Annotated in this window: 15 protein-coding genes; 6 read left to right on the forward strand and 9 right to left on the reverse strand. The window is 47.0% G+C overall.

What is annotated here, in order from left to right:
• Window positions 1–164 precede the first annotated feature (164 nt).
• The 5 genes from CMR00_01995 to CMR00_02015 all read right to left on the reverse strand — a co-directional run bounded on the left by CMR00_01995 (window position 165) and on the right by CMR00_02015 (window position 4162).
• Window positions 165–575 carry a hypothetical protein gene (locus CMR00_01995; GenBank protein PIO48883.1) on the reverse strand — a complete coding sequence of 137 codons (411 nt, stop codon included), beginning with the start codon at window positions 573–575 and terminating at the stop codon, window positions 165–167.
• 22 nt (window positions 576–597) lie between these two features.
• Entirely contained in the window at window positions 598–2433 is a 1836-nt protein-coding gene (locus tag CMR00_02000; protein ID PIO48884.1) for a hypothetical protein, read from the reverse strand.
• Window positions 2434–2720: 287 nt separating this feature from the next.
• Window positions 2721–3182: a phosphatidylglycerophosphatase A gene (locus CMR00_02005; protein PIO48885.1), complete on the reverse strand. Its 462-nt coding sequence runs from the start codon at window positions 3180–3182 to the stop codon at window positions 2721–2723.
• 10 nt (window positions 3183–3192) lie between these two features.
• Entirely contained in the window at window positions 3193–3804 is a 612-nt protein-coding gene (pgsA, locus tag CMR00_02010) for a CDP-diacylglycerol--glycerol-3-phosphate 3-phosphatidyltransferase (GenBank protein ID PIO48966.1), read from the reverse strand.
• Between the two features lie 94 nt (window positions 3805–3898).
• The gene (locus CMR00_02015) at window positions 3899–4162 is read right to left on the reverse strand and encodes a DUF493 domain-containing protein (protein ID PIO48967.1); all 264 of its coding nucleotides are present in this window, start codon (window positions 4160–4162) and stop codon (window positions 3899–3901) included.
• Window positions 4163–4328: 166 nt separating this feature from the next.
• Between CMR00_02015 and CMR00_02020 the strand changes: the two genes are divergently transcribed.
• The 6 genes from CMR00_02020 to CMR00_02045 all read left to right on the forward strand — a co-directional run bounded on the left by CMR00_02020 (window position 4329) and on the right by CMR00_02045 (window position 9138).
• Window positions 4329–4964: a hypothetical protein gene (locus tag CMR00_02020; GenBank protein ID PIO48886.1), complete on the forward strand. Its 636-nt coding sequence runs from the start codon at window positions 4329–4331 to the stop codon at window positions 4962–4964.
• Window positions 4965–5027: 63 nt separating this feature from the next.
• The gene (locus CMR00_02025; GenBank protein PIO48887.1) at window positions 5028–5969 is read left to right on the forward strand and encodes a tyrosine recombinase; all 942 of its coding nucleotides are present in this window, start codon (window positions 5028–5030) and stop codon (window positions 5967–5969) included.
• 89 nt (window positions 5970–6058) lie between these two features.
• A complete protein-coding gene (locus CMR00_02030; protein ID PIO48968.1) occupies window positions 6059–6406 on the forward strand; it encodes a Fis family transcriptional regulator in 348 nt (115 codons plus the stop codon).
• 208 nt (window positions 6407–6614) lie between these two features.
• Complete coding sequence (locus CMR00_02035) at window positions 6615–7544, forward strand: HPr kinase/phosphorylase (GenBank protein PIO48888.1); 930 nt, start codon at window positions 6615–6617, stop codon at window positions 7542–7544.
• A 102-nt stretch (window positions 7545–7646) separates the two neighbouring features.
• Window positions 7647–8303: an ABC transporter ATP-binding protein gene (locus tag CMR00_02040; protein PIO48889.1), complete on the forward strand. Its 657-nt coding sequence runs from the start codon at window positions 7647–7649 to the stop codon at window positions 8301–8303.
• Window positions 8304–8433: 130 nt separating this feature from the next.
• The gene (locus CMR00_02045) at window positions 8434–9138 is read left to right on the forward strand and encodes a TIGR00730 family Rossman fold protein (protein PIO48969.1); all 705 of its coding nucleotides are present in this window, start codon (window positions 8434–8436) and stop codon (window positions 9136–9138) included.
• An 18-nt stretch (window positions 9139–9156) separates the two neighbouring features.
• Here the strand turns inward: CMR00_02045 and CMR00_02050 are convergent, their stop codons facing one another.
• The 4 genes from CMR00_02050 to CMR00_02065 are packed head-to-tail and all read right to left on the reverse strand — an operon-like array spanning window position 9157 to window position 12453.
• The gene (locus CMR00_02050; GenBank protein PIO48890.1) at window positions 9157–9831 is read right to left on the reverse strand and encodes an ABC transporter permease; all 675 of its coding nucleotides are present in this window, start codon (window positions 9829–9831) and stop codon (window positions 9157–9159) included.
• 16 nt (window positions 9832–9847) lie between these two features.
• Complete coding sequence (locus CMR00_02055) at window positions 9848–10813, reverse strand: diguanylate cyclase (GenBank protein ID PIO48891.1); 966 nt, start codon at window positions 10811–10813, stop codon at window positions 9848–9850.
• Window positions 10814–10816: 3 nt separating this feature from the next.
• Window positions 10817–11839: a GNAT family N-acetyltransferase gene (locus CMR00_02060; GenBank protein ID PIO48892.1), complete on the reverse strand. Its 1023-nt coding sequence runs from the start codon at window positions 11837–11839 to the stop codon at window positions 10817–10819.
• 14 nt (window positions 11840–11853) lie between these two features.
• Window positions 11854–12453 (reverse strand): hypothetical protein, encoded by a 600-nt coding sequence (locus tag CMR00_02065; GenBank protein PIO48893.1) that lies wholly within the window; start codon window positions 12451–12453, stop codon window positions 11854–11856.
• Window positions 12454–12487: the final 34 nt, after the last annotated feature.

Consider the following 12487-nt stretch of genomic DNA (forward strand, 5'->3'; position numbering starts at 1 on the left):
AGATTAGTTTGAGAAATTAAAAAGTTAGGGTTGTCATTATGGCGCTAAAACAGTGAGCTACAAACAAGAGTTCCGACAAAATCTTGCAGCAGAAGCCCCTACTGGCTACAATTTAATCCCAACAAATATGAAGCAACCCACAGGAACACGAAGGTAAGCACGATCTAAAAAGCAATGTTAAAGCCAACCGTAGGAATAAGTGGCAAGGCAAGTTGCTCAGTTACAGCGATCTCTGTACCACGCGCTGATTGTGTGATGCCCAAAACATTCTGTCGGTTATAGACATTCATAATATCGAGGTAGAGTTGCCAATTTACTTCGCCCCATTTGCGCATGTAAGTCAAGCGTGCATCTAAGCGGTGATAATCGGGCATGCGGGCACTATTGATGCGCGTACCATCGCCAAAGTCGGGTAGAAAAATCGCAGTACCAGTTTGTGTGCGCAGCACTTGCCACTGTCCATCGATAAATGCTACAATTGGTCGGGTTTGCTGTGCAGGGGTGTAGGGCTGTCCAGATGCAAATCGCCAGGTCAGTCCAAATTCCCACTCGCGGCTCGGGCGAAAGTTAAGCACAACATTAACACTGTGTGGTCTATCAAAAGCAAAGGTACAGTTTGACCGTATTGCATGCGCTCAGAGCGTGTAAAGGCATAACTAATCCACCCGTTGAACTTGTCAGACGGCGATGTGAGTTTTTTTCGAGCAAAATTTCTACACCGTAGATATTGCCTACTCCTGCATTAACTGGTGTAGGCAAAAGCAAGGTCTGCTCTACCTGTACAATGTTGTAAGAAGACGCAAGCAAAGGATTTTGTCCACTTCTCAGTTCAGCTTGCGCTACTACACTGCGCTGCTGCGTTTGCACAATAATGTCGGTGAGCAATTTGTAATAGCCCTCAACTTTGAGTTGCCACTCTGTACCAAACTCTTGCTGAATGCCGAAGATGTAATGCACCGCGCGTTCGGCATTGAGCCTTGAGACAGCATTACGGTCTGATAAATCCAGCACATGAGTCGGGTCGTCAAAGTCTAAGCGCAAAAGTCCAGGATTTTGGTCGATCCATTTTTCAATGCCGAGCGATTGATAAAAAATGCCAAGAGCAGCATTCAGTGAAGTACCGCTGATGACTTCTAGCCGAGCACTCAGGCGTGGCGAGAAGTAGCTTTTTGGAGAAGTTGGTAAAAATCCCAGCGCAATCCTGATTCGATAAAAAAATGTGCGTGTGGGTTGAAATCGATCCTGAATAAACGCACTGATGCGTCCAAAACGCAGGGCAGCATCCAGTGCAGGCGGACGGCTAGAACCGTATTGAAGTTGTCGCTGCGCGACGCGAATGCTATCGCGCACATTGAAATCACGACGCGTGTATCTGAACTCGGTGTCAAGCCAATCGAGTGTTGCGCCAGCTTCAAGCTGGTGCGCGCCTGCACTAAGGTAGAAGCGTTGTGTAAGCGTCCATTTTTGCAGAAGACTTTTTTGGTCGTATTCGAGCACAGGGCGCGTCGTAAATGGGGTAAGTGTGGCTACAGCGTCTTGCGATAAGTTGGCTGTGCTCCCATTTTGATAGCGCGAAAGTATAGTCATCATGCTCAGTGTGGAACTTGGCGTGTATTTCCAAGTGAGTACAGCAAGGTAGTCCAATGCGCCCACACTGCCAGAGCCTGCAACTTGTCCGACCTGTGTGCGCGGAGCCGTACTGCGGCGCTCGACAAATCCATCACTGGCAAGGTAAGCGGCTAGTTCAACTTGGTGCTCGCCTGTTGGACGAACGACAACTTTGAATTGTCCTTCAGTAAAGTTTGGCACAACGCTAAGATTGATAAGCGGACCGATGATTAAATCCAAGTATGTGCGGCGCGCCGATACCCACCACGAGCCATTGAGCGAAGGTATCCAGCCTTCGGTAACCAAATTGGCATCGAGCAAACTGACATTAGCACTCAGACTAAAGAGGCTGCTGCGCGTCCCTTCTCTGAAATTGGCTTCAAGCACGGCGCTCAACCGATCGCCATATCGCACAGGAAACCCGCCTACATAAAGATTCAAGTTGCCCAGCGTCATCGGATTGAAAATAGAGACGCCACCGAAAATGCGATAGGGATTAAAGATTTCGATATTTTCTAAGACAATGAGATTTTGATCAGCACCGCCGCCACGTATCACGAGTTGTGAGTAAAGATCGTTGTTGGGCATCACGCCGGGCAAGGTGTAAAGCGCACGATGAAGATCCTCAAGTGCGCCAGCTGTCATAGCAAGCCGCTTTGGATTGAGCGTATAGGTCGAAGGGTTGTCTATCGTTTCAGCACTGACTTCAATTTCACTGGCTTCAGGGACTTTTTCTTTTAGTGCAATGATGAGCGTGTCGCTAAGGCTTGTGCCAATGATAAGCTCTTGCGTGAAAGGTTGATACCCAGTGAGCGTGGCTTGCAAAGTGTAAGCGCCCGAATCAAGTTCAGCAATAAGAAATCGACCTTTGCGGTCAGTAACTGCGCCTTTGCTCGTACCGAGCAGTACAACTTTTACGCCCGATAGATTTTCTTCAGTAAGTGCATCAAATCACTTTACCGAAAAGTCTATAGCGGTCTGATGATTGCGCCATCACAGCGCATGAAAGCATCAGGAGCAAGAGAATTGACCAGAGCGTTACAAACCATTTCATACACAGTCAAAGTGTTAAGTGCATGAGACTTGCAGTGCGAGCATGGTCGCTAAATCACTTATCCAATGCGGGAGAAAATCCATAACAAGACCTGACAAGTCAGGTTAGCATAAATTCCTGCCATCACATCATCCATCATTACGCCCCAACCATGAGGCAATTTTTGCAGTCTATTCACGGGCTCAGGCTTGATGATGTCGTAGAGACGAAAGATGCTGAAAGACAGTGCCATAGCAAGAAAGGTTTTGGGCAGAAAGAGCAAGGCAATCCACTGACCGACCACTTCATCAATTGTTGCTTCTTTTGGGTCATGACCATATTCTTCTTCCAAAACTGAACTTGACCATACACCCAGCACGAAGCCAATCACAATTGCACCAAGCAAAATAACAGGTTCAGAAAGCTTGGGCACAAACCAGTAGAGCAGTACTGCAAGCAGGCTGCCGAATGTACCTGTGGCGTAGCGCAGATAGCCTGTGCCAAGTCCGGTGCCAAAAAGTTTTGCGAAAAAAAGTATCATTAGCTTCTAGCTAAGCATTTGCCGATGAGCGGACCTCGAGATAGACAGCGCGCAAAGTCTGCCAGTTTTCGACCAGATAGGCAGCACCCGTATAGACCGTGTAAATCGTCAGAGCCAGCATGGCAACATACACCACAGGTGAGTGCAGATACGCAGAGGCTTTGTCGGCAATAGCGCTGCCAAACACACTGCGCTCTGAGCAGAGCATCAAAAAGAGAAGTAAATACGCTAAGACATTCTGCAGTAGCGTTTTGATTTTAGCGGATTTGCTGGTGATGACAGGCTTATCTTTGAGTTCAGCATACAGCCGCAGGGCAGTAACAAGTACATCGCGCGCAAGGACAATGAGCACCATCCAAAGCTCAACGATACCACTTGCTACAAAGATAAGAAAGGCAGAGGTGATAAGAATTTTATCAGCAAGTGGGTCCATAAACGCGCCCCAGCGTGTGGTCTCTCCATACTTGCGAGCATGGTAACCATCGTAGAGGTCAGTCAGAGAAGCAACAGTGAAGACACCAAGACCGATGAGGCGCAGGGCAGAACTCTCTGAGAGCATAAGCCAAACAAACAACGGCGTAAGCACAATGCGCAATACCGTCAGTTGATTGGATAAAGTCATGTTCATTGCCTTTGCTCGTTTTGAGTCTTGCTGTGTTGCTCGAAACATACTTTTCTTAGCGCTTGCGTGCAAGACGAAGGAGCAAAATTGCAATTTAGAGCAAAATCACCCCTTCAATGCGGGAGGCAGCACGGTAAATACCAATAATTTCTTCGCTGGATTGCATTTCAAGTTCAGCGGTTACACTGATATAATTGCCATTGCGAGAGGATTTGGTGGTAAAAGGCTTCGCTTCAAAAATGCCAATCAATTCTTGGGCTTTTTCAAGCGGTGCAATGAATTTGAAGAGAAAGAGGCTAGGATATTTGAGTTGCTCGTCAAGTCGAGCTTGCAGGCCATCAAAGGAGATATCTTTCATGTGCAACAAAAATGAGTTGAGTTTCTCGTAGATAGGTAAGTTCAAGCGAATTAACAAGCCTTTTGCAAAAAATACTGACGAAGTATGGTGTTTATTTGTGTTTTAGGTTCATCAGTTGCTTGCATGCAAGAAAATCGCGCATTCTTTCCTAAATTTCAACAAGTTAATGCAAAAAACTATGTCCGCATCAGAAAAATCATTGAGCGAAAGCAAACTGCTCTCTAAAGCCCAACGGCTACTGAAACATGCACTAGGCAAAGACAATGAAGAAAAATGGCAAGAGCAGTATGCACGCGGCGAATGGGCATGGCTACGCAACTTGGATGAGCTAGCGCACCACAGTATTCTTGCAGGTTACTTTATGCGGCTTAAACCGCATGGCTCGCTGCTCGACATGGGCTGCGGCGAAGGAATCTTGCAGGAGAGCATTCCTGAAACGATGTATTCCAAGTATGTTGGTGTTGATTTTTCTGAGCCGATCAAGCTTGCGGCTCATAAATGCACAGAGCGCACGCAGTTCGTGGTCGGTGATATGAATACCTATGTGCCCAACGAACAATTTGATGCTATTGTCTTTAACGAATCGATTTACTACCTGAATAATCCGCTTAAAGGCTTACAGCGCTACGCTGAGTATCTCAAACCCGATGGTATTTTCCTTATCTCAATTTTTATCAAAGACAAGCACGAGGAGATTTGGCGTCAAATTCAGAGTGTGTTCCCGCCACTGGATGCCGTTACGGTCTATAACCAAAAAGGTACGGGCTGGACTTGCAAAGTGCTCACGGCTCCGAAGAGATGACCGTATGAACGGCATGTTCAACACGCAGAGCATAGCATGTTCATTGTCTAAACACCTTCAATTATGAAAGATGCTCAAGCGTTACTGCATCAATTTCTGTGTCATCTTGAGTTTGAGCGGCGGCTTTCGCGCCATACGCTGGTTGCCTATCAAACCGATCTGAACCAGTTTTGTGAGTTCTTGCAACGCCACTTTGAGACGGCACATCTTGACCATACGGTGCTAAGTCAAATTGATGCGCTCACGATTCGGTTGTGGATGGGCGAGTTGCTCTCGCAAGCTATGCAGCCGCGCTCAATCGGGCGCAAACTTGCAGCTGTAAAAAGTTTCTTTAGATATCTTGTCCATACAGGTGAGCTACCTGCCTCGCCAGCGGCATCGGTCAAGACGCCAAAGATAGATAAGCGTCTGCCGCAGTTTCTCAGCATAGAGCAGACACGAAAACTCTTCGATGAAGAACTTGCTAAAATAGACACCGAAAGTTTTGAAGGATGCCGCGACAGAGCTATACTTGAGCTGCTCTACAGTTCAGGGTTGCGTCTGTCGGAACTTATTTCGCTGCAGCTCGAAGATATAGATATGAAGAATGGGCTTGTGAGAGTGTTAGGAAAAGGTAAGAAACATCGTCTTGTTCCATTCGGAAATTTAGCAAAAGAGGCGCTAAAAAAATACTTTGAAGTTCGTGAGAATGTGCTTAACATTCACGCAGAGAGACGACGCGATAATGCTTCGGTTGTATTTCTGACGGCGAAAGCCGAGCGCGTCTATCCAATGCTAGTGCAACGGCTCGTCAAGAAATATCTGGGAGGGATTACGGAAATGAGAAAGAAAAGCCCGCATGTCCTGCGCCACACTTTTGCCACACATCTGCTCAACAATGGCGCTGATCTCAGAAACGTTAGCGAGATGCTCGGACACAGTAACCTTTCTACAACTGAAATCTACACTCACGTCACATTTGAACGATTGAAGGAGGTCTACCAGCAGTCGCATCCCAAAGCATAATGATTTGGAGCAGTACAGTCCAATATGCGAAGCCCTACAGTTCTTCTTGGGGCGTCGTCTTCTTAAATCACAACGAAAGGAGAAGCGATATGAACAGAGCTCAACTGAACGGACAGAAGCATTTCCCAAGAGAAATGCGGATTCAATTCACGGTGCGCCATACATCGAAACATCATCACCCTGTTGAGCAATACGCACGACTTGCCGTGCAAGAGTTTCAGAAGTATTATGATGGTATTACGGATTGTCATATTGTGCTTGACCACCAAAAGAATGATTATGTCAACAATAAACTGGCTGAAATCACGATTCATGTGCATCACCATACTTTCGTATCCAGAGAGGCTGCAGAGACGTATGAAAAAGCAATTGATGCCTGTGTAATGCATATCAGCCGTCAGTTACAAAAGTATAAAGAAAAAGTACGCCATCTCTAATCATGTCGTTTGAATGAGCAACTTGGGCGAACAGCGTATCGTAGGAGTCTCAGACGTTGTTCGCCCAAACTGTTTAATGATAAAGACTGTGCTACTTCACACAATTTTCACACAATCTCTGGTTTGATGCTCATAGAGTTCAATAAAAAGCCGCTTAAAAAAAAGTTCAATATCCGTTGCGGAGTTTTACAATCAGATTAGCTTAAAGATGGGAGTTGCGCTCGAGCGCCTCAATGAGGTCGATATGTCGAAGCGCAAAGTAGTCGAGCGCGACATTCACCGTCCAGGGCTGGCGCTGGCAGGCTTTACCAACCTTTTTACTTACAAGCGCGTTCAAATTTTTGGCAACACTGAAACACGCTTTCTTAATCACCTGCCACCTGCAAAACGCATTCAAGCCTTCGAGAATATCACCAAGTTCAAAATGCCGTGCATTTGCTTGACCGATAGCAATCGGCTCGATAAAGCACTCATCGAGCTTGCTACACAAGCAGGCATACCTGTGTTTCGCACAGAAATGCCGACTACGAAATTTATTTACCTTGTTACTGATTTTCTCGACGATCACTTCGCACCGCATCAAACTTATCATGGCTCAATGGTCGATGTCTATGGCATTGGCATGCTGCTTGTGGGACGCAGCGGCATTGGTAAGTCAGAAATCGCACTGGATTTGGTTGAGCGCGGTCATCGCTTGGTGGCAGATGATGCGGTGGTCTTAACGCGTAAAGGTGAATCGGTCTTGATTGGCTCAGGCACAAACCTCGTGGGGCATTTTATGGAAATTCGTGGGCTCGGCATTATTGATGTGCAAGCCATGTTTGGGGTGCGTGCCATTCGCTATCAAAAGCGCTTGGAAGTGGTAGTAGAACTGCTCGAGTGGGATTCAAGTCGAGAATACGACCGCACAGGACTTGAGCCCAAATTTCTCAACATTCTCGGCGTCAATGTTCAGCACATTCAGCTGCCGATTTATCCGGGCAAAAATATCACGGTCATTGCAGAGGTGATTGCACTCAATTACCTGCTCAAGCACTATGGTTATGATGCTGCTAAAGCTTTCGAGCAGCGCCTTACTGAAAAATCGCCGCGCAGAGTGGGGCGCGTCAACGTGGCAACGGGCTGCAACGCTCCGTAGAGTATTTCGAGCATGACTTTGAATAAAGTTTGCTTCAGCGTCGGCTCGATTGCATTTTGCAACTTGTTTGCAAACTCAAACATTTGTAGTTAAACGCAAATTATGCCAATTACACTCAAAAATGTGATAAAACAATACACTCCTCAGAGTACACTTACCCTGAACATTCCAAACTTCTCGGTCAATGACGGCGAACATCTCGCATTAGTGGGTCGATCAGGAAGTGGTAAATCCACACTGCTGAATTTGATTGCAGGTATTCTTACCCCAACCAGCGGCATGATTGACCTCAATGGCACAGACATTGCCAAACTCTCTGAAGCAAAACGCGATCTGTTTCGGGCAGAAAACATTGGATATGTGTTTCAAACTTTTAACCTCATTCAAAGCCTTACAGCCTGCGAAAATGTGCTGTTAGCCATGAGCTTTGCCAAGAAAGTGCAGCAGCCCAAAGCCCGCGCTAAAGAACTCTTGCAACTTGTGGGGTTGGGTGAAAAAGCGCATCTAAAACCGCGAGAACTCTCAGTCGGAGAGCAGCAGCGTGTAGCGATTGCTCGCGCTATTGCAAATGAGCCACGCATTATCTTAGCTGATGAACCAACGGCGAATCTGGATGAGCAAAATGCTGATACGGTGTTGAACCTCTTATTGGAACTTGCCTCAAAAGAAAATCGCATACTTTTGCTCGTAACGCACGAGCGTGATGTAGCGGCGCGTTTGCCGCGCACGCTGGAACTAAAATCTATCAATCATGCCTAGCCGTATGCCAAAATCCACTGCAAAAAAGAATGCATCGTCATCTGCCAAAAGAAAGGAGAGTGATGCCACAAGCAAAACGATACTCAACGGCAAACCAAAGAACGGTCTTGCAAAACATGGTCAGAAAGTGATGTGGAGTGCTACTGCAAATCTCAGCGATGAAAAGCTGCGTGCGTGGATTGCATTAAGCCACGAGGGCTGGCGTGTGTTTCGTATTATGTCAGAGTTTGTCGCTGGCTTTGAAAAAATGTCAGAATTAGGTCCTGCGGTGACCATTTTCGGCTCGGCACGCGTCAAAAAAAACGACAAGTATTACAAGATGGCGGAGCACATGGCGGAACTGCTGGCACAAAACGGTTTGGGCGTAATTTCAGGCGGCGGACCCGGCATTATGGAAGCAGCTAACAAAGGTGCAAAAAAAGCAGGCGGGGCATCAATCGGCTTCAATATCGAACTGCCGCACGAACAAAAACCCAATGATTACATTGACCCCGACAAATTGCTTACATTCAATTACTTCTTTGTGCGCAAGATGATGTTCGTCAAGTATTCGCAAGCCTTTATCGTGATGCCGGGCGGTTATGGCACGCTCGATGAACTCTCCGAAGCCATTACACTGATGCAAACCAAAAAGACATCAGCATTCCCCGTTGTGCTGATTGGCTCTGAGTTCTGGGGCGGGTTGATGGATTGGATAAAAAACACAATGTTCAAAAAGTATCACTACATCGCCGCATCCGACCTTGATTTTATGCGCCTTGTCGATACGCCCGAAGAAGCACTAAAAATTATTTTAGATTTCTACGCCGAGTGCGACTTTGCACCGAACTTCTAAGTGGGCTAAAACTCAAAGTCAAACACTGCGAACGGCAAGATGCTGTGCAAGTCGTGCTGAACGCACACGCAAGTTATGCATCCAGAAAAACAGCGCAATAAAGCCAAGCATGGAACCGTAGAGAATTAACCGAATTTCTATGTCCGTGGTGCTTGAGACGGCAGGATTGACATCGCCTTTATCGGAACCGGGATGCAAGCCGGGCACCATTCTCGGCAAAATAAAGTACAGGAAGATTAAGGCAGGGAAAGAAAAAATGCTGTAGACGCTCGAGAGCATAGCACGTTTTTCTGCAGTAGGCACGCTTGCACGCAAGGCGAAATAAGCTGAATACATCAGAAAAACCAGAAAAATGGTGGTCTGACGTGGGTCCCAATGCCAGAATTGTCCCCAAGTAACTTTAGCCCAAATCGCGCCGGTGACCATAGCCAAAAGATTAAACAAAAAGCCGAGGCTTGAGGCGGATTCGGCTGCTATGTCGTGCTCCAAATCTTTTGTGCGCAGATATGCGATGCTATACCAAACGGAAGTGAGAAAAGCAACGACAGCCGTAATCGCCATAGGGACATGAAAGTACATATTGCGTGTGGTCTCGCTGAGCATCCCGACTTTATTTGGCGAAAGTAAGGCGGCTGCAATGATAACGACGAACCAGACATACAGCCCGATTTGAAACGCTAATTTTTTAGTCATGTTACTATCTCTCATGTTAACTGAGTTTGATTCTTGGGTCTACGACGGCATAAAGCACATCAGCAAGTAAGTTTCCTAAGATAATCAACACGGCGGAAACAAAAGTGTTGGCGATAATGAGCGGGTAGTCGCGTGCAAATATGGCTTCTACGGTAACGCGTCCCATTCCCGGAATTGCAAAAATGACTTCCACAAAGAGTGCGCCACCGAGCAAAATCGGCAACGAATTGCCAAGTATGGTAACCACAGGCAAAAGCGCATTGCGCAAGGCGTGTTTGTAGATGACCGTGCTTTCTTTCAAGCCTTTTGCGCGTGCTGTGCGCACATAGTCTTGCTTGAGCACTTCCAGCATGCTGCCACGCACATAACGGGCAAGTCCAGCGGCACTGCCCAAACTCAGCACAAAGACGGGCAAAATCAGATGCAGGATGCGGTCCATGATGCGTTCATCAAGCGGTAGGAATTCTGCGCCCACGCTCTCTAATCCTGAGGCAGGCAGCAAGCCAAGTTTTAAGGCAAAGATGATAATGAGCATCAGCGAGAGCCAAAATTCGGGCATGGAGTAGAGAAAGAGCGCGAAAATCGTTAAACCTCTGTCGTAAAAACTCCCCTGCTTGATGGCGGAAATGACGCCAAGCAAAATCCCGAAAAAAAATTGCAATGAAAGTGCAAGTGTAGAAAGCATTAGCGTAATGGGTGCAGCATCGGCAATGACATCGAAGACAGGGCGCATATAGCTAAAACTCTGACCAAAATCGCCGCGCAAAACACTTGAGAGCCACTTGATGTACTGAATCGGAAGTGGGTCATTTAGACCGAATTGTGCACGCAACTGCTCAGCGACTTTGGGACTGACACCGGGAGCAAGATAGAGTGTGGTAGGGTCGCCGGGTGCCAAGCGAACAATGAAGAAAGTGAGCGTCAGCACGCCAAAAATAAGGGGAATAGCAATGAGCACACGCCGCAAAATGTAAGTTGCCATAGTTCAGAGCAGTTTTCTGAAGGTGCTGCGCAGCACGCCTTTGGCAGCAAATTTTTCCTTGAACTCAATGAGCGAATAAGCGGGGGTCATCTGATTTTCATGCTGCACGTTTTGCGAGACGCCAATGTCCAGGTACTTACAGCCTTTGCTGATTGCCCAGTGCACGACTTTGTTCATTACATAGTGAATCGGGTGATAGGCTGCAAATTCGTAGTCAAGCATGTTGTAAAAACAGAGTGCAACTTGCGCATTGCAAAGAAAGACAAGTGAGCCACCAATCGCTTTGCCTTTAAGACGCACGAGAAAGAGAAAGATGTGCTCAGGCAAGAGACGCTTAAGGCGATAGAGTTCGTCTAAGGTGTGCGTAGGCTTTGCGCCGTGTCGTGCTTTATTTTCTAGGAGAATCGGGTAGAACTCATCAAGACCGGCATAGTTTTCACAGAGTTCAATACTCAAATCAGGATTGCGCTGGCATTGATGAATGTAGCGGCGCACAGTACTTGAAAAATACTTGGTGAAATTGTCCGTATTCTCGAGCTGAATTGCATGAGAGATGTAGTGCCTATCAAAATCGAAGCCTTTGAAGACAAGGGCATAGTCAATGTCTTGAATAAGCTTTTTTTGGTAGATAAACGGTGCGGGTGTCAGTAAAATTTTTTTGAACCCCTGACGTGCGGCGTAGTCCAAGAGTGCATCTACGAGCTGTTCATTTTCAGCGTATTTGAGCATGGGCAAAACAAAACTGCCATAGCTTGCCCCAATTGGGGATTCAAGTGTCTGTCCGTTATCCATCAAAGCGGCAGGCAGCACAGCAAGCAGAGTTGTGCCACGATAGAAAAGTAAGTGGTGGAACGTGAAGCGTCCTTCTGGGTGATAGCTCAGAAAGCGTTGCAAGTGAAAAAACGTGCCGTTGTTAGACTGCCAGACAAAGCTATCCCAATGCTCTGCGTCATTGGGTGAGTAGGGACGCACCGCAATGGCAGAGGATTTACTTACAATTGTCGGTAATGGCGGCGACCCAGACATGGCGTCATTGCCGACTAAGAGCGGCTTTGCAGTTTGCTAATTTCATCACGAATACGGGCAGCTTTTTCGTAATCCTCTTTTGCAATAGCTTCATTGAGTTTAGCGTTAAGCTCCTCGAGTTTGCTCATGGGTGTTGAAGCTGTTGCGCGTTTTTCTGCCCCAGCACTGCCCGTGCCAACGCCATAGCCGCTTTGTTCTGGTGCTTTATCATCAATGATGCCCGCTTCGTTCATCACTTCTTCGGAGACGAAGATAGGGGCATCGCAGCGTACCGCCAGCGCAATAGCATCACTAGGACGTGCATCAATTTCGTGAACGACGCCAGAGAGTTCGCACACGACTTTTGCAAAGAAAGTTTCATTGCGCAGTTCATCAATCATCACTTCAGAGATGTTGATGTTGAACGTATCGGTGATGTTGCGAATCAAATCGTGTGTAAACGGGCGCGGTGCTTTGATATTTTCTAGCTTGAGTGCAATGGCTTGCGCTTCAAAGCCACCGATGATGATGGGTAACTTGCGCTTGCCGCCCACTTCAAAGAGTATGAGCGCATAAGCGCCATTGTTGTGTGGGCTGCTGGAAAGACCAAGTATATCGACTTGAATTTTCTTCATAATACTCTCTCAGTGTCGTTGAAGTTCGAAGCGT

It is taken from the genome of [Chlorobium] sp. 445 (genome assembly GCA_002763895.1).
Classification (GTDB): Bacteria; Bacteroidota; Chlorobiia; order Chlorobiales; family Thermochlorobacteraceae; genus Thermochlorobacter.